Source organism: Sphingobacteriaceae bacterium, assembly GCA_016715905.1.
GTDB lineage: Bacteria > Bacteroidota > Bacteroidia > B-17B0 > Aurantibacillaceae > Aurantibacillus.
Window position 1 is genome coordinate 154618 of sequence record JADJXI010000007.1, and the last position, 19257, is coordinate 173874.

Genomic DNA, 19257 nt, shown 5'->3' on the forward strand with positions numbered 1-19257 from the left:
CTAAAACTAAAAAATGGAAAACGTAAGAATATTAAACAGAATTGTTGAGATAAATATCGCCAACGTAAAATACGCCGATATTGAATTATGTGGTAATACTTGCTTTGTGGGAACAAACAATTTTGGAAAGACATCTTTGCAACGTGCTATCTTATTTTTTTACAGCGCAAACAGCAGGGGTTTAGGAATTGCCTCCTCTCAAAAATCATTTGAAGAGCACTACTTTAGATACGAAAATTCATATTTGATTTATGAAATTTCAACAGAAGATAAAGCCTTTTTTGTAATGGTTTATCGACATAACAAATTAGTATTTCGTTTTGTAGATACACCGTACAATCCGGATATCTTTTTGAACAGCAATGATGAAGCCATGAAAATTAAAGAAGTCATAGGCAATCTGGAAAAAAGAGGAATTTTTGTATCTAATCAAATCGATACATTTGAAAGATATCGTAATATTATTTACGGAACTGAAACCGACAAACAATTATCCAAGTTTCATTTATTAAAAGGAAATGAAAAGTATCAAAATATTCCGAAGTCAATTACCAATGTATTTCTTTCTTCTAAAAGCAGTATTGACTCTAGATTTATAAAAGATTTTATCGCAAACTCGCTAACCACAGAAAATTCTAGCATTAAATTAGAACAGGTAGAACGTCAATTACGTCAGTTCAATGAAAAATACATCGACATTGAAACCTTCATGAAAAAAGAATCGGCGCAATTGGTTGAAATGATTGATAAAAAATACGACCAGGTTCATATGCTTAAAGGTTCGCAAATGGAATTGGCTGATAAACTAGGCAGTAGTTTACGATTTGTAGAAACACAAAATGATAATATTCGCGATGCAGCTAAGAAAAAGGAAGAGGAACTAGCAGAGCTAAATCGTGAACATGAGGAGTTAACTGAAAATATACACGCTAAACAAAATAATTATCGCGAAGAAATGGGTTATTACGACCGTACTATTCGGGAAGCCAATAAATTATTAAAAGAATACAAAACCAAAAATATTGATCAGGCTGTTGCCAAAAATGCAGAACGAGATAAATTACAAGTAGAATTGAATATAGCCCGTAGAGAATATGAAAGTTTAACCAGCAACGTTTCCAGCATCGAACTTAAATTTACCAGTTTAATAGAACAAATCAGAAACGATAAAACAGCTTATATCAATAAACTCAATTCAAAAACCAGCGAAACATTCAATCACTATAATGAATTGCAATTGGTGCAGAAAAACGAGTATAGCAAAAGAGAGGCTGAATTAAAGGCCAAAAGAGATGAGGCACTGGATGAAGTTTCTTCGGAAGTAACAGCAAAACAAATTGAATTCAATGAACTTAAAAGTGAAGAAAAAGTAATTCGCAGTACACGCATGTACGAAACTGAAATAAAAAGTTTGGAAAGCGAATTGGCGGAACTTAGGGCTGCCACCTATAAAAATAAAAGTGAAAGAGCCATTAAACAAAACGTTGTGGCTACTATTCAACGCGAATGGGAAAGTACTGAAAGTAGATTAAAAACATCCTTGGCAAATCGGGTAAATCAAACCAATAATGAAATTGCCAAAATAAAAAATGAAATTAAAGAAATTGAAGAAAAGCTAAACGTGCAAAACGATGCCTTTTACGGATTTTTGGAGAAAAATGTTAAAGATTGGCAAAACACCATTGGAAAAGTGGTGAACGAAAAACTATTATTTCGTACAGATATCACACCTGAATTGAGTGAATCTACCGCCAATACCCTTTATGGAATTAGTCTTAATTTGGAAAATGTAGAAATAATATCCAAATCCATTGAAGAGTATCAATTTGAAAAAAACGAGCGATTAGCACAAATCAGAGATTTAGAAGAATCACTTAATCAGTTTCAGAATTCAAATACAGATGAGAAAATGCTGGCTGCCGATAAATTCGGCAAACAGGCCGGAGAACTGAAAGAAGATATTAAAGTACTCACCTACTCGCTTGAACTCGCAGAAAAAAGAGAACTTAAATTAGCCGGCGAACTCGAAGAATGGAAACAAAAAGCCGGAAAAGATATTGAACAAACACTCAGCGGAAATCGTCAGCGTTTAAATATTGTGGAAGAGGAATTGTCTATTCTCAATAAAAAGAAAAATGTTTTAATCGCCGATTTTAATACGCAATTTGATCGTTTAAAAATTTATAACGACGAGCGACTTGCTGAATTGAAACAAAGACAAGAAAGTGAAATAAGTGATTTGGAGGTTGAAAAGAAAAATCAGGTAAAAGAGTTTGAAGCCAAAGAAGAGGAATTATCAAAAGAAAAAGAAGGTAATTTTAAAGATAAAGGAGTTGACTCCAAACAATTAAAACAAGTAGAAGCCAGAATAAAAGAGATAACTGAAGAATTAAAAGATATTGAACAATACTCTCAATTGGTTTTCGATTATTTAAAAGACAAACGAGAGAAGTTTGATAAATTACCTGATTATATTCAGAAAAAGGAAGAATTTATAAAAAACAACAGCGATTTAACCATTCAGTTAGAAGATGCCACCCGAAAATTCAATTTGAAAAGAATGGATATTCAAAAACAAAAAAGAGCATTTGATGAAGAATTGATTGAATTTAATAATGGTGTGAGCTTTTACACAACCAATTTCCGCGATACTCCTCTCTACAATAAATTAGCAGATATAATTGAACGTGCCGAACCTAAACGTACCAATTACAAAATAATGGATTTGTGCAGTCAGTTACTTAAGAACGAATCGCATTTTAATGAAGAATATGGTGCTTTTCAACGTTATGTAAATGAATTTGCCGGTAAATTCAGATTAGATAATCACTTTAATTTTATAATCAGAAATGATGCAACTCAAAGCGAATATGAAAAATTTGCTCAGAACTTACGTTCGTTTTTAAATGAAAATAAAATTGAACTTTCGATTGCCGAAACAGCTACTCAAATTGGATTAGTAACCGATAGCATCGCCACCAAGGTAAAAGAACTCAGCGGTCAAAAAGATAAAATACAACATATCATTGCTTTGATAGCGGAAGATTTTAAGAAAGCTGAATTTGAAGAGAGCAAACTTATTGAATTTATTAAAATTAAAATTGAAGAGTCGGATAACAAAGTATATCGCTTATTAAAACGAGTGGAAGAATTTAGAGAAGAGCACGGATTAATTTATAATGAAGGATTGTTTAACACTGACTTTGCTACAGGACAAAAAAGAGAAATAAGCACACGCGCTGTGAAATTGTTGGAGCAGTTAAGAATTGCGATAAAAGAACAAGAACAGGAAGAAATTCGTTTACAGGATTTATTTGAACTCAAGTTCAATATTAAAGAAGGAATGAATGAAACCGGATGGACACACAAAATTGACAGCATTGGAAGCACCGGAACCGATATATTGGTAAAAGCCATTATTTACATTACCTTATTGCATGTATTTATTAAAGAATCCAGTCATCGTAGCAGTACAGATTTCAAAGTACATTGTATCATTGATGAGGTTGGGCAAATATCAGCCCATTACCTTCGTGAATTATTGAAATTTGCCAAAAATAGAAATATCATGATGATTAATGGATTGCCAAATAAATCAGGATTAGAAAGTCATTATAAGTACACCTATCAGTTCAGAAGAGAAGACAGTGGTAATGTGCGTATATTCCCTAGTATAGTTACTGAAGTGGAGGCGTAAAGTTTAAAAGATAGTTTTAGATTCTAAAACTTTCTGCTCATTTCACGCTCAATATCCTTCTTCTTAATATCTTCACGTTTATCGTGCTGTTTTTTTCCTTTGGCTAAAGCAATTTCAAGCTTTGCATAGCCTTTATCATTAATGAATAACCTCAACGGAACTACTGTTAAACCCTGGTCTTTCATCTTTTTCATCAGCTTATTAATCTCGTGTTTATTGAGCAGAAGTTTTCTTTCACGGGTAGGCTCATGATTGGCAAAAGAAGCTTCAGAATATTCGGTAATATGCATATTTCGGACATAAAGCTCGTTTTTTCTGAAATAACAATAACTGTCAGATAAAGCCGCCTTTCCCTCTCTTATAGACTTAATTTCGGTTCCCTTAAGCACCAAACCCGCGGTATAGGTGTCCAATATTTGAAAATCAAACTTGGCTCTTCGATTTTCTATATGAATGCTATTACTTAACTTTGGCACAAGCAAATTTACCATTATTAATGCAAGAAGTAAAATTATCAAAAGCTTCACTTGAAGATATACCCACCATAAGTTTACTAGCAGACCTTATTTGGCGACAACATTATATTTCTCTTATTGGCGAATCGCAAGTTAATTACATGTTGGATTTAATGTACTCCAAGGACTCTCTTCAGAAACAAATGCTTGAAAAATTGCATCAGTTTTACCTGATACAATTAAACAAAGAAGATATAGGATTCATATCTGTAAATGAAGTTAGTTCGGGAAATTGGTTTTTGAATAAATTTTACGTTGATCAAAATAAAGCAGCCAAAGGAATTGGAACTTTTGTATTTAATACACTCAACAAACAATTATCACCAAAAAAGATAACGCTTACGGTAAACAAGGGTAATTTTAAATCCATAAATTTCTATTTCAAATTAGGATTTACAATAGAGAAAACGGAAGTGTTTGAAATTGGCAACGGTTATGTGATGGATGATTTTGTGATGGTTTGGAACCGAATCAAATGACGAAGTTCGATTGACGAATGAGCGAAATGATACTTCCTTAAATGATCGACATTCTTACTTCTTAATTCGTCATTTCAAAGCACATTATTGATCTGCTCCTTGATCTTCTCCAATTCATCCTTCATTAAAACCACTAATTTTTGTATGTGAGCATCGTTGGCTTTTGAACCAATTGTATTTATTTCTCTACCAATTTCCTGTCCAATAAAATTCAATTTTCTGCCACTCGATTGCTCTGCACATGCCGAAACAAAATGATCCAAATGCATTTTTAATCTTTCTTTCTCCTCGTTAATATCTAATTTCTCCACATAAAAAATCAATTCTTGCTCTAATCTATTTTTATCATATCCATCCTTGCCTAATATTTCTTCTAAATTTCCTTTAATTCTTTTTTTGATTCCGTCCAAACGCTTTACATCTAATTTCTTAATTTCACTTAAACAGTCCTCAATTTTCTGTATACGCACATTAAAATCATTTTGAATACTTTCCCCTTCTTTTAACCTGAACTTATTCAAATCCTCTACAGCTGTAATTATACATTGCTTTACTTTACCCCACTCTTTTTCATCTGCTTCTTTCCTTTCTGTTTTCATTACATCCGGAAACTTTAATATCTGATAAATACTATCATTTAAATTTTCATTCAATTCTTTGGATAAATTTTTTAATTGTAATTGATAGGCTTTAGCTAAAGCAACATTAATTTCAACAGGAGCTTCGGTTTGCTGAGATTCAATAAATACAGAAACATCAATCTTTCCCCTTTCCAGCATTTTAGAAAGTTCATTTCTAATTTCCAACTCATAATTCCGGTAAATGGAAGATATACGAATGCTAATATCAGCGCCCTTGCTGTTTAAAGAGCGAACTTCCACATTTACTTTTTTATTTTCTAACTCAGCGCTTGCTTTACCGAAGCCGGTCATTGATTTAATCATACTTTATTTTTTTTGGTTTTTTGCCAACCAAGTAAAGGCCTAAAATAATTAAAATTCCTGAGAAAATTTTTGTGGCATTTAGGCTATCTTCTCCTAACATCATGGCAAAAATTGTGGCTAAAAAAGGTTGCATGTATATATACATACTGGCCACTGAAGGATTTAACCCTTTTAATCCATATACATTTAATAGATAAGCCATAAAAGTTGTAGCAATAACTACAAAAGAAACTGCAATTGCAGCATTCCAGGTAAAACCACTCCAATTTGTTTGAAGGATGTCGTATCCACCAATTGGTAACATAAAAATGCTTCCAAATAGAAACATCCACTTCATTGCTGAAATGGTGTCGTATTTCACAAGAAGTGGTTTTGTCCAAACAATAAATATGGCAAATGACAATGAGTTAATTAATGTCATTATATCTCCAAGTATGGTTTCACTTCCAAGTTCCAAATTCCCTTTAAACAATAATAACATAAATGCACCTGCTGCCGCTATCGTTAATCCGGCCGACTTTAAAATTGTTGTTTTCTCCTTTAATATTATTAACGTAATAACAAAAACAATTATTGGATTTGAAATCATAATAATGGCGGAATTGATTGGATAAGTTAAGCTTAAACCATAAATAAAAAATGTTTGATTGATTACAATACCGAACAAGGCAAGCCAAATAAATTTTTTTAAATCTGCTTTTTCAATCTTTTGAGTTCGAATAAATAAAGAAATAAACCAGAACAATATAGCAGCACCTATAACTCTAAGAAAAACAAGAGCCAATGGACTAATATAAGTAGGCATTAAACCCTTTGCGATGGAGTAGTTTAAAGCGTAAATAATTTGCGCTATAAAAAGAGCCAGGTGACTTTTAAAAGTTGTGTTCAAAGCAATGCAAATATGCTTAATTTTGTTTGTTATGTCATCATTTATTGATCAAACAGGTAAGGAAATTATCATCCATGCAAAGCCTCGTCGTATCGTTTCTCTGGTACCCTCTCAATCCGAATTTTTATGGGAGATTGGACTGCAGGGAGAATTGGTTGGGATTACCAAATTTTGTATTCACCCTGCTGAAATGTTTAACGGAGTAACTAGAGTTGGCGGAACAAAAAAATTGGATATAGAAAAAATAAAAAGCTTAAATCCGGATTTGATTATCGGAAATAAGGAAGAAAATGAGAAGGAACAAATTGAAGAATTACAAAAACATTTCAAGGTATGGATGAGTGATATATACACTATACATGACGCCTTTAATATGATGCATGAAATAGGTAGAATTTGTGAAAGAAAAAAAGAAGTGAATGAATTGTTGATTCAAATTACAAAAGGTATTGATGAAATTAATGACCTATTTATGAATAAAAAAGTGGCCTATTTTATATGGAAAGATCCTTACATGTGCTGTGGTGGAAATACCTTTATTGGAAATGTTTTAGAAACCTGCGGACTTAAAAATATTATTAACCCCAGGGAAAGATATCCGGTAGTTGATGAAAAGGAAATAATTAAAGAAGTGGATTATTGTTTTCTATCAACAGAACCCTATCCATTTAAAGACACCGATGTTCAACAATTACAGATGCAATCAAAAAAACCAAGGTAATAAGTGTAGATGGAGAAATGTTTAGTTGGTATGGAAGCAGAATGAAATACTTGCCACAATACTTGAAAGAATTAAAAGAAAAATTAGATTAATAACTCAACGGCATGTCGGCACGTTTCATTGGATTTATAGTTAAAACCGGCACATTACTGATTTCAACCAATTTCTGACTCATCGTTCCGCTAAACATTTCACCAAAGCTGGTGTCTTTGTTATTCATTTGAACAATAATATCACACTTATTTTTATTTGCATAGTCCACAATAGCTTCGGCCACTTCTTTAGATGGAATAGACTTATTAGTACACGATAAACTTTTCTCTTTAATGAATTTTTTAACCTGATTCATGTACGGTAGCAATTTGTTTTCATAGCTCTGATCGCTCGGGTCAAAAACTGAAACAATACGTATTTCTCCACCGAAATATTTAGCCAATTGAATAACAGCCGGTACTTTTTCGCGCGACTCCATGCTTAAATCAAAAGGCATCAAAATATTTTTACATTCTGGATTTGCGTTGGTAGAACGAACGGTAATAACAGGACAAGGCGCGTTTTTTATAAATTTACTAGCGGAGCTCTTCCCCAAAAAACTTCTAAACTTAACATGTGTATCTAAACCGGCAACAATAAGATTGGCGTTTATTTTTGAAGCGATTTTATCCGTCATCTCAAATATATCTCCCTTCTCACTCATGGTATCTACCTCCAACTTGCTTTCAGCAGCGGTTGCGCGGCCTAATTTCTCCAACTCACCAGCATTAAACTCACTTGTATTTGCATAAACATGCAATAAAACCAACTTGGACTTGGTATGCTCGGCGATGGCATAGGAGTATTTAATAGCAGATAAAGATTGTTTTGAAAAATCAATCGGTATCAGTACAATACCATTTTCTTTAATACTCGACATTGAGCGAAAGTTTTAGTTTACCGTTGAGGTAGTGATATTACCATTTATACAATAAATTGTCGTATCAACAAACATCAACATAAAGCTAAGTTAGTGATTTAAATGAGATACGCAATAAGCAAGTAATAGAAACTTTTTAAAACTAGAATGTTCATATCTAAAAAATGGCTTTTCATCGAAAAAAAAACCACTCTTGTGGAGTGGTTTATAATAAAGCGGCATTAATTAATTACTTTAAACTACCAATCATATCTTCGGGTTTAACCCATTCATTAAATTGATCGTTAGTAAGATAGCCTAATTCTAAGGCGGCTTCGCGAAGGGTTTTATTGCCCTTATGCGCCGTTTTCGCAATTTTGGCAGCCTTCTCATATCCTATATGAGGGTTTAATGCAGTAACCAACATAAGTGAGTTTTCAAGGTGCTTTTTTATTTCCGGTAAATTAGCTTCAATACCATCTGCGCATTTTTCAGTAAAAGAAACGCATGCGTCGCCAATTAATCGTGCTGATTGCAAAACATTAGCAGCTATCAATGGTTTAAAAACATTTAATTCAAAATGTCCCATCGACCCACCAATAGATACGGCTACGTCGTTACCAATTACTTGTGCACAAACCATGGTTAAGGCTTCGGGTTGTGTAGGATTTACCTTACCAGGCATGATGGAACTGCCGGGTTCATTATCCGGAATAACTATTTCACCAATTCCGCATCTCGGTCCGGAAGATAGCATTCGAATATCATTGGCAATTTTCATTAAAGCAACGGCACTTCTTTTTAGTGCTCCACTCAATTCAACCATTGCATCATGCGCGGCTAAAGCTTCAAATTTGTTAGGCGCAGTTATAAATGGAAGTTTTGTAAGTTCAGCAATTTTTTTAGCCACTACTACATCGTATCCTTTTGGCGTGTTTAATCCGGTTCCTACAGCAGTACCCCCTAATGCCAATTCTTTCACTGCTTCTAAAGCATTCTTTAATGCTCTTATACTATTATTAATTTGTTGCACGTAACCGCTGAATTCTTGACCTAAGGATAAAGGTGTTGCATCCATAAAATGGGTTCGGCCGGTTTTGATTATAGACTGAAATGCTTTTGCTTTTTTATCTAACGAGTCTCTTAATTTTTCCATTCCGGGAATGGTAATCTCTGCCACTTGTTTGTAGGATGCGATATGCATCGCCGTTGGATAAGTATCATTACTACTTTGCGACTTGTTTACATCGTCATTCGGATGCAATACTTTTTGTTCGTCACTTAATTTTCCTCCACTCAACACGTGTGCCCTATATGCAATTACTTCATTGGCATTCATATTACTTTGTGTACCTGAGCCGGTTTGCCATATTACTAAAGGAAACTGATCATCCAACTTTTTATCAGTTATTTCATCACAAACTTTCGAAATTAAATCACACTTCTCTTTACTCAATACACCCAATTCACAATTGGCTAAAGCCGCAGCTTTCTTTAAATATCCGAAAGCATAAATAATTTCTTTGGGCATACTGGCCTCAGGACCAATTTTAAAATTATTTCTACTGCGTTCTGTTTGTGCTCCCCAATATACATGAGCGGGCACTTTAACCTCACCCATGGTGTCTTTTTCAATTCTGAATTCCATAATATTATTTTGTTTAAAATTAGCTATTTCCATATAAAAAGAAAACCCTGTTCCAAAACTGAAACAGGGTAAATTTGACGATTTCTAAAAATTACATTTGCGCATCCAATTTAGCAGCTAATACGGATTTTTGTGCTACACCTACTTGTTTGTCAACTACCTGTCCGTTTTTAAAATACAATAAGGTTGGTATATTACGAATTCCGTAGTTCATGCTGATGTTTGAATTAAGATCTACATTCACTTTACCTATAACGGCTTTACCGTCGTATTCCTTAGCTAATTCTTCTACTACAGGACCAACCATGCGGCAAGGCCCGCACCATTCTGCCCAAAAATCTACCAAAACCGGTTTATCGCTTTTTAATACTAATTCTTCAAAATTTGCGTCGTTTAACTCTAATGCCATAATATATTGTGCTTAATTAAGATTATAAAAATACGATTCAAAAGTAAAAAAATAGCTAGAGTATAACAAGATATAATTCACTTTTAACTAACAATAACTTTAGTTTATTTGAGAATTTAAGCGTTTTTACTTTTTCCTTTTTTAAACCCTAAGTATATCCCGCCTAAAACAATTAAAAAGAGTATAACCGATCCTAACAAAGCAATTGAATTGCTTGTTTTATAAGTATCCGGTTCAAATTTAAATTCAATTTTATGTTTGCCGGCAGGAATCTCCAAGCCCCTTAAAATATAATTTACAGCTGCATGAGGCTTTATCTGTCCATCCACATAAGCATTCCATCCTTTCGGATAATAAATTTCGGAGAATACAGCGAATTGATTTGTACGGGCATTAGATTCATACACTAAATAATTAGGTTCATAATTCGTCATTTTAATTTCTCCTTCGCCCGTGTACGAGTTCTTAATATTCTGTTCGCTAACAAATTTATTATTTACAATTGCGGTGTTTTTGGGATCAATAAAATATAAACCTACAATTTCGCTATCGGCATCGTTTACAAACTTTAAATTTTTAATAAACCAGGCATTACCATTTGCATAATTGTTTACCAAAGGCATCGTTTCCCGTTCTCCGGTTGGAATAATTATGTATTTTGTATTAAGCATATTAATTACTCGTAATCTGGATAACAATACGCCCATTAAACTATCACTGGAAAATGCTTTACCTGCATTTTTTCGGAATAAGTTTATCTCTTCATCTAAATGAAAATCGATTAGCTCCTGATACTTTTTCAATTTGGCTCCATGATAGCCTCCAATAGATTTATGATAATATGAAGTGGAAGCATCATTAAAAGTACTGGTTGAAATATTTAATACACGATAATCCAGCGCCGGATCTTTTAATATTTCGTCATCGGTTGGTGTTTTTCCACTTATTAATTGTTGGTTTTGCGCTTTGGTAATAAATGATTTTTCATTTAAGTAACGCATATCCACACTCCATAAATCAATCGTAATAAATATCGCTAATGCCGCAATCAATAATTCTTTTTTTAGTTTTCCGGTGAAATACAAATAAATTACTCCGAACGTGAGTAAAATAAAAATTAATGAACGCATAGCATCAGATTTGAATATAGCTTTACGCGCAATTTCAATCTGCGGCATTAACTCAGCAACTCCTCCTCTTATTTGTTCTTCGCTACCCTGCCCTGCTCCTAAAGCCGAACTAATCATCTGATCTTCTTCCCCCATTGCGGTAAATCGATTAAAAGCATCAGGCATTAAGTAACTAATTAAACAAAATCCACCCACTACAATCAATGCAATAAATACTAGTTTTTTTATACTTAAAGCTTTTTTAATTATTTTAAGTTGAATTAATTCGTTCCAATCTTTCTTTTTCAATAACTCGTTTATTCCTAAAATAGCCAGCAAAGGGAGCGTTAATTCGGGAATAATCATAATCATAGATACTGCTCTGAATTTATTATAGCCCGGCACATGATCCATAAAAAAATCGGTTAATGGCATAAAATTACTTCCCCACCCTAATGCAATACACAAAAGGGTTCCGAAAAAAATCGGCCACTTTAATGGATTTTGAACTACAAACATACCGAGCACCGCTAAAAAAACAATGATTGCCCCAATGTAAACCGGACCACTCGTAAAGGGTTGATCGCCGTAATAAGAATTACTACCCGAAACCATTTCTCTATATTCAGGATTTACCTTTTTCAAAGCACTCGGATCACTTTGTCCAATGTAACCACTAGCACCTCCTTTAAAATCCGGAATCAAAAATGTAAAAGTTTCTCCAATCCCATAACTCCAATTGGTCGCATAATCTTTATCCAATCCACTGGTAGTGTTTTTTTCTCTTCTTTCTTTGGCAGCCGGATCAACTCCGGGTGTTGTTATTCCAGATTCATTGTTATTTGCAGAACCATCTAAACTTACTGCTTTTGAACGCGCTGCACGTATAGAATTATAGTCTATTGTTAACTCAGTTCTTCCTCTGGTACTGTATTTACCATATTCATTGGTAGTCATTAAATTTCCGGCATTGGGTAATGCTCCCAATAGTGAAGCTAATAGAAAAAAGGCTATTGCTTTGCCATATTCTTTCAAACTTTTCTGTTTAAAAGCTTGCCAAGCAGCTCCAGCTAAAATTACGCCTATTAAAATATATCCGTAATACGTAATCTGAACGTGATTGGCATTTAGTTCAAGTGCAGAAAATAATGCAGTTATGGATAAACCCACCCAATAACGTCCCTTCAATAATAAAACAATTCCTCCAATTAATGCCGGCAAATAACCTAATGCATTGGCTTTTGAATTATGTCCGGCTTCAATAATAATTAAAAAGTAAGAACTTAATCCGTAAGCCAAGGCACCGGCAATGGCCAACCAGGGATTCACTTCAAAACAAAGTAACAGAATAAAAAATCCAAGAAAGTACAAAAACAAATATCCTCCCGGATGTGGTAGATACAATTTAAACGCCGCATCAATTTTGCTGATTAAATTACCATGATGCGCAGTTGAAATTTGATAGGCCGGCATTCCTCCAAACATGGAATTGGTCCACAGTGGCTCTTGATTGCTGTGCTTTGCCCGGTAATCAACTATTTCTTTGCTCATCCCTCTGTGTCGAACAATATCGTCCTGCTTCAATTCCTTACCACTCAACAAGGGTTTAAAATAAACCAAGGTTAAAATAGCAAACAATACAATGGCAACTAAATAGGGTAGAAATTTTTTATAATCCGGTTTCATGCGGTTTTTATGGTTTAAATGAATAAATACGATTCAAAAAATCACTTATTTAAAGCCCAAATATATCAATTATTGCACTCATATTTCTTTTTGCCATCAGGGCTAATTTCTTATTTTTGCATAGTTTAATTTATGAGCGGATCTCAACATTATTTTGCCCATGCTTCGGCTGTTATTGACGAGGGTTGCACTATTGGAGAAGGTACAAAAATATGGCACTTCTCACACATCATGCCCAACTGTGTTTTAGGAAAAAACTGCAACATTGGCCAAAATGTGGTTGTTTCTCCGGAAGTGGTTCTAGGTAATAACGTAAAAGTTCAAAATAATGTTTCCATTTATACCGGCGTTACCTGCGATGATGATGTATTTTTAGGGCCAAGCATGGTATTTACTAATGTGATTAATCCGCGTAGCGCAGTTAACAGAAAAAATGAATACGCAAAAACACATGTAGGAAAAGGAACTTCTATTGGTGCGAACGCTACCATAGTTTGCGGACACGATATTGGTAAATTTGCTTTTATTGGCGCGGGAGCGGTGGTAACTAAAAACGTTCCGGATTATGCACTGTTAGTTGGTAATCCTGCACGACAAACCGGATGGATGAGCGAGTATGGTCATAAACTGGAATTTGATAAAAACGGATTGGCTACTTGCAAAGAAAGCCAACAACAATATAAATTAAGCGATAATAAAGTAACACGTATTAGCTAAAAAAGTATGTCAAATCTTAAAATAAATTTTGCTGTAATCGGCCAGGGACATATTGGCAAAAGACATGCCGAAATGATTCGAAGAAATCCGGAATGTAATTTAGTTGCCGTTTGCGATATTAGAACACCTGCAGAATTAGGTTTAAATGATTTGAAAGAAAAGTTTTATAACAGCGCTGAAGAAATGCTGCTTAATCATGCTGAAATTGAAGTAATCAATATTTGCACACCCAATGGTTTACATTGCTCCAATGCATTACTTTCTTTAGACCATAATAAACATGTGGTAGTAGAAAAACCAATGGCCTTGAGCAAAAGTGATTGTGAGAAAATTATTTTCAGAGCACTTCAACATAATAAAAATGTGTTTTGTGTTATGCAAAACCGTTACTCACCTCCAAGCGCCTGGTTAAAAGAGGTAATGGACAAAAAAATTCTGGGTGATATTTACATGGTACAATTAAATTGTTATTGGAACAGAGATGAGCGCTATTATAAACCCGGTGGATGGAAAGGAACCGAGGAATTAGATGGAGGGACTTTATTTACGCAATTCAGTCACTGGATAGATATTCTATTTTGGTTATTTGGTGATATAGATAATATTCAAGCCAAGTTTGCCGATTTTAATCATCAAAAAACAACCGATTTTGAAGATAGCGGATTTGTGAGTTTCGATTTTATTAATGGCGGAATGGGATCTATTAATTATTCAACTTCTGTGTATGATAAAAATTTAGAATCATCACTTACCATAATAGGAAGTAATGGAAGTATTAAAGTTGGTGGACAATACATGGATCAAATAGAAACCTGCAATATTAAAAATTATGAAATGCCGGTGTTAGCAGAAACCAATCCGGCTAATGATTATGGCGCGTACAAAGGTTCGGCCAATAATCACCACAGTGTAATTGAAAATGTTATCGACACCATAAAAGGAAGAAAAAAAATTACTACAAATGCATTAGAAGGTTTAAAGGTGGTTGAAATCATTGAAAGAATTTATGCACACCGTCAATCTTCAGTACTTAAAGCAAAAATAAAATTATGAACTTATACCAAAAAATTTTAAAGAAAGAAGCTCCCATTGCCGTAATCGGATTAGGATATGTGGGTTTACCCATTGCATTGGCCTTTGCCAAAAAAGTAAAGGTGATTGGATTCGATATCAATGAAAAAAGAGTAAACCTGATGAAAAAAGGAATTGATCCCAGTCAGGAACTTACTAAATCAGATTTTAAAAACTCCGATATCACTTTCACGCACAAACTGGAAGATTTAAAAAAAGCGAAATTTTTTATTGTAGCTGTACCCACTCCAATTGACGAGCATAATTTACCCGATTTAAAACCACTAATCAGTTCATCTACAACCGTAGGAAAAGTTTTAAAAAAAGGAGATTATGTAGTGTATGAATCTACAGTTTACCCGGGTTGTACCGAGGAAGATTGTATTCCGATTTTAGAAAGAGAAAGTGGTTTAAAGTTTGTAAAAGATTTTAAAGTAGGTTACTCACCTGAAAGAATTAATCCCGGTGATAAGGAACATACCATCACCAAAATACTAAAAATTGTTAGCGGTTGTGATAAAGAAAGTTTAGAGGTTATTGCTAATACCTACGAAATTATTGTTGAACCCGGCACACATCGCGCTCCAAGTATCAAAGTAGCTGAAGCTGCTAAAATTATTGAAAACACACAACGCGATGTAAACATTGCATTAATGAATGAGCTTTCTATTATCTTTTCCCGCATAGGAATTAATACTTACGACGTTTTGGAAGCTGCAGCAACCAAATGGAATTTTTTGAAATTTTACCCGGGTTTAGTAGGCGGACATTGTATTGGCGTTGATCCCTATTACTTAACCTATAAAGCAGAAGAAATGGGCTATCATGCCCGCGTCATCAATAGCGGCCGTTATGTGAATGACAGCATGGGATTTTATGTAGCCAAAACCTGCGTTAAAAAAATTATTGCAGCACACAAAAATATAGCCAAATCAAAAGTATTGGTGATGGGCGCTACTTTTAAAGAAGATGTGAGCGACATCAGAAACAGCAAAGTGGCTGATATAGTAAAAGAATTAAAAAGCTTTGGTGTTAAAGTTGAAATTGTTGATCCACATGCTGATCATGAGGAATTAAAACACGAATATGGTTTTGGTTTAAATAAATTAGGCAAAAGTTATGATGGTGTGATTGTAGCTGTTAATCACAAAGAATACATTAACCTAAACGAAAAGTTTTTTGAAGGTATTCTCTCCAAAAAAGGTATAGTGGTTGACGTGAAGGGCATTTATAAGAACAAAATAAAGAAATTAAATTACTGGAGCTTGTAAGCCATTCCGGTAAAAAAAAGGGCATGCGAATATTATTCATATTTTTTTTTCTTGCTCTACAATTAAAAAGCCAGCAAATACAGGTTATTAATGGTGAAGAATTTTCTACACCATCAAAAACCGAGGATGATTTCTACATCAAAGGAGACACTTCCGCTTTTTTTATCATCAACAATAAAAACAATATTAAACAAGGTCATTGTTTTTTAAGTAAAATCACCTACTCCACACAAGCGCCGGTTTATACCCGAGAAATATTTTACAGGGATAACTGGAAGACGCAGCTTTTATTTGCCAATTATGTCAATAATAAAATTGCGCTTTATCTTGAAATTAAAGAAAATGATAACAAAAAGGCCGTTTTACTCAAAAAATATTACTCAGCTGATTATGGTATAGAAATTAATCAGGAAGAAAGATTAGACAGTGTATTATTTGATCACGCCATTAATCATAGCGTTTGGAAAATTATTTCAAGCGAATCAGAAAACGTGTTATACACTATTCAATCACTTCATCCTAAAAACGAATACGATTTTAAAATCGCTTCTTATGCAACAGAAAATTCTATCCGCAACTGGGTTTATGTGGAAACAGACAGTTCGCGCCAATCCATTCGGCAATGGCTTGGCGATGATAAAGGAATACTTTATGTTTTAAATACCGATAAGCAAAATCATTTCCGATTAAAAATTTGCACAGGCAAAAAAGAGAATGACCAACAGCAGTTATTGCCGAATGCTAAAAAAACTATTTTTGAACCTGTACTTAAAATAATTAACAACCAATTGTATTGTACGGGTGAATTTATACCCGGCATTGGAAAAAACAAAGAAATGAATGATTTGCCGGTAAATGGTTTTTTTCTGCTCCGTTATGATGCAAATACTTTAGTATTAAAAGACAGTTGCTTTGATGATTTAAACCAACGATTAAGAAATAAACTAAATTATAAATACAAAAATAAAACAATTAAACTGGAAGGTCCTAAAAATACCCTTTGTGCTTCTAAAAATTATGTACATCATAGTTTATTTAGTTTTAAGGGAAGTATTTATGCCATTAAATTTCACGCAATATTTAAAAACGGGAAAATTGCTGCGCGGAATGAAATCATCGTTTTAAAATATACGCAAGGTAAACCCGAATGGATGCAGATTATTCCCGGCAATAATGTGCTGGAATCCAAAATGGGATTTGAAATTGTGGTAGCCGAAAAAATGCATCTGTTTTATTTTGATCGTAAGGATAATATTATTCATTATCCGGATATTGGATTTTACGCTCCAAAAAATTACAAAAGCGTAATGGATAATGCGGCCATTTTGGTTAGAATTGGCATTGATGAACGAGGAATTATGGAAAGAGATAATATTTATACTTATGTTGATTGGGACTTTAATATATATTCCGATATTCAGAAATTAAACTCCGGAAATAAAATTATTATTACCGCAGATAAAGGAAAAACACGAAGATTTGACCAGTTGATTTTAACGGAGTGATTTCACATTAAGTTAATAAACCCTAATACCCCAAAAAGAAAAAATAAAAGTTTTTTCATCCACGCGATTTTATCCTAAATTTACAAAATAAAAGCATTAAAATGAAGATTCTAATTACAGGAGCAGCCGGATTTATCGGGTCACACGTGGCTCGTTTATTTGTCAATAAATATCCAACTTACACTATCCACAACCTCGATGCCTTAACTTATGCCGGTAATCTGGCCAACTTAACGGATATTGAAAATAAACCCAATTACACCTTTATTAAAGGTGATATTACCGATGCTCCCTTCATCAATACCCTTTTCGAAAAAGAAAAATACAATGCGGTTATTCATTTGGCAGCTGAAAGTCATGTTGACCGAAGCATTACCAATCCGCTTGAGTTTGTCATGACTAATGTAATTGGTACGGTTAACTTATTAAATGCAGCTAAAGTTTTACATAAAGCTAACCCCAATGGTTTTAAATTATTCTATCATGTAAGTACGGATGAAGTTTATGGTGCCTTAGGTGAAACCGGAATGTTTGTGGAAACTACTGCTTACGATCCGCATAGTCCATATTCGGCTTCTAAAGCAAGCAGCGATCACTTTGTGCGGGCTTATCATGATACTTATGGATTGCCGGCCCTTATCTCCAATTGCAGCAATAATTATGGTCCTAATCATTTCCCTGAAAAACTAATTCCACTTTGTATTAATAATATTAAAAACAACAAACCCTTGCCCATTTATGGTAAAGGCGAAAATGTGCGCGACTGGCTTTTTGTAAAAGACCATGCTACTGCCATTGATACCATTTTTCATAAAGCCAAACCCGGAAGCACTTATAATATCGGCGGACATAACGAGTGGACCAATATTGATGTGATTCGATTATTATGCAAAGTGATGGATAAAAAATTAGGCAGAGCCGTTGGTACCAATGAAAAACTAATCACCTTTGTAAAAGACCGAGCAGGCCACGATTTACGTTATGCGATTGATGCAAGCAAATTACAAAATGAATTGGGATGGGTACCATCCGTAACTTTTGAAGAAGGACTGGATCAAACCGTAGATTGGTATTTGCAAAATGAAGAATGGTTGAATAATGTAACTTCAGGTAATTATGCCAATTACTACGAAGCGCAATATGTGAAGCGTTGATTTTAAGGTTTAGAATTATGCATCGGAAAATTGTAATCATTTTTATTTTTTCATTTACTTACAGTTTCTCCCAAACCGTACCACAAAAAGTATTCAATTTCGCTAAACAAAATCTCAATAAAAAAGTAGACCGGGGGGAGTGTTGGGATTTAGCCAATGCCGCTTTGAATGCTGCCGGGGCACAATGGACTTCACCTTACGATTTCGGAACTAAAACTAATATTCAAAGTACGCAACCCGGTGATATTATTCAATTCACCAATACCAAATTAAAGTTTCCTTATGGAAGCATGAGCTTTCCTAAACACACGGCCATTGTTTATGCATCTACTAAAAAACAAATCACGCTAATCCATCAGAATTTCAATAACAAGCGTACTGTGGATACGATTACCATACAACTGGATTATATTGTAAAAGGTAAAGCCGAGGCGTACCGACCTAAATAAATCTTTAAATTTCCTTGTTTAAAAAATAGAAATGGCAAATACTACTGAATTTCTTTGAGGCCGGAATGATTTCGAGTTTTATTTAATCTTTTGTAGAGATA

The 19257-nt window shown here is 34.0% G+C and carries 16 protein-coding genes; 9 read left to right on the forward strand and 7 right to left on the reverse strand.

Features of this window, described 5'->3' with window-relative positions; all coding sequences use genetic code 11:
- Positions 1-13 precede the first annotated feature (13 nt).
- Positions 14-3697, forward strand: coding sequence for an ATP-binding protein (locus IPM51_11005; protein MBK9284826.1), 3684 nt, complete (start codon positions 14-16; stop codon positions 3695-3697).
- Between the two features lie 23 nt (positions 3698-3720).
- Here IPM51_11005 and smpB read toward each other — a convergent pair whose 3' ends face one another.
- Positions 3721-4188: an SsrA-binding protein SmpB gene (smpB, locus tag IPM51_11010; GenBank protein MBK9284827.1), complete on the reverse strand. Its 468-nt coding sequence runs from the start codon at positions 4186-4188 to the stop codon at positions 3721-3723.
- A gap of 5 nt (positions 4189-4193) precedes the next feature.
- Between smpB and IPM51_11015 the strand changes: the two genes are divergently transcribed.
- Entirely contained in the window at positions 4194-4691 is a 498-nt protein-coding gene (locus IPM51_11015; GenBank protein MBK9284828.1) for a GNAT family N-acetyltransferase, read from the forward strand.
- 74 nt (positions 4692-4765) lie between these two features.
- On the opposite strand, the gene IPM51_11020 is transcribed toward IPM51_11015, so the two are convergent.
- Positions 4766-5635, reverse strand: a complete 870-nt coding sequence (locus tag IPM51_11020) for a YicC family protein (protein MBK9284829.1) — start codon at positions 5633-5635, stop codon at positions 4766-4768.
- Positions 5628-6524, reverse strand: coding sequence for a DMT family transporter (locus tag IPM51_11025; protein ID MBK9284830.1), 897 nt, complete (start codon positions 6522-6524; stop codon positions 5628-5630). Before IPM51_11025 ends, IPM51_11020 begins: the two co-directional genes overlap by 8 nt.
- A 31-nt stretch (positions 6525-6555) precedes the next feature.
- On the opposite strand from IPM51_11025, the gene IPM51_11030 reads away from it, so the two are divergent.
- On the forward strand, positions 6556-7245 hold the full coding sequence (locus IPM51_11030) for an ABC transporter substrate-binding protein (GenBank protein MBK9284831.1): 690 nt from the start codon (positions 6556-6558) through the stop codon (positions 7243-7245).
- 88 nt (positions 7246-7333) lie between these two features.
- Here the strand turns inward: IPM51_11030 and IPM51_11035 are convergent, their stop codons facing one another.
- From IPM51_11035 to IPM51_11050, 4 genes are all read right to left on the reverse strand, one after another.
- Entirely contained in the window at positions 7334-8158 is an 825-nt protein-coding gene (locus IPM51_11035) for a universal stress protein (protein MBK9284832.1), read from the reverse strand.
- A gap of 229 nt (positions 8159-8387) precedes the next feature.
- Positions 8388-9785, reverse strand: a complete 1398-nt coding sequence (fumC, locus tag IPM51_11040) for a class II fumarate hydratase (GenBank protein ID MBK9284833.1) — start codon at positions 9783-9785, stop codon at positions 8388-8390.
- A 91-nt stretch (positions 9786-9876) separates the two neighbouring features.
- Positions 9877-10194 (reverse strand): thioredoxin, encoded by a 318-nt coding sequence (gene trxA / locus IPM51_11045; GenBank protein MBK9284834.1) that lies wholly within the window; start codon positions 10192-10194, stop codon positions 9877-9879.
- A gap of 116 nt (positions 10195-10310) precedes the next feature.
- Positions 10311-12989, reverse strand: coding sequence for a YfhO family protein (locus tag IPM51_11050; GenBank protein MBK9284835.1), 2679 nt, complete (start codon positions 12987-12989; stop codon positions 10311-10313).
- A gap of 132 nt (positions 12990-13121) precedes the next feature.
- Between IPM51_11050 and IPM51_11055 the strand changes: the two genes are divergently transcribed.
- The 6 genes from IPM51_11055 to IPM51_11080 all read left to right on the forward strand — a co-directional run bounded on the left by IPM51_11055 (position 13122) and on the right by IPM51_11080 (position 19156).
- Positions 13122-13706, forward strand: coding sequence for an N-acetyltransferase (locus tag IPM51_11055; GenBank protein ID MBK9284836.1), 585 nt, complete (start codon positions 13122-13124; stop codon positions 13704-13706).
- Positions 13707-13712: 6 nt separating this feature from the next.
- A complete protein-coding gene (locus tag IPM51_11060; protein MBK9284837.1) occupies positions 13713-14759 on the forward strand; it encodes a Gfo/Idh/MocA family oxidoreductase in 1047 nt (348 codons plus the stop codon).
- Positions 14756-16048: a nucleotide sugar dehydrogenase gene (locus IPM51_11065; protein ID MBK9284838.1), complete on the forward strand. Its 1293-nt coding sequence runs from the start codon at positions 14756-14758 to the stop codon at positions 16046-16048. Before IPM51_11060 ends, IPM51_11065 begins: the two co-directional genes overlap by 4 nt.
- 23 nt (positions 16049-16071) lie before the next feature.
- Positions 16072-17553: a hypothetical protein gene (locus IPM51_11070; GenBank protein MBK9284839.1), complete on the forward strand. Its 1482-nt coding sequence runs from the start codon at positions 16072-16074 to the stop codon at positions 17551-17553.
- A 101-nt stretch (positions 17554-17654) separates the two neighbouring features.
- The gene (gene rfbB, locus IPM51_11075) at positions 17655-18707 is read left to right on the forward strand and encodes a dTDP-glucose 4,6-dehydratase (protein MBK9284840.1); all 1053 of its coding nucleotides are present in this window, start codon (positions 17655-17657) and stop codon (positions 18705-18707) included.
- A gap of 17 nt (positions 18708-18724) precedes the next feature.
- On the forward strand, positions 18725-19156 hold the full coding sequence (locus IPM51_11080) for a CHAP domain-containing protein (protein ID MBK9284841.1): 432 nt from the start codon (positions 18725-18727) through the stop codon (positions 19154-19156).
- The last annotated feature ends 101 nt before the right edge of the window (positions 19157-19257 follow it).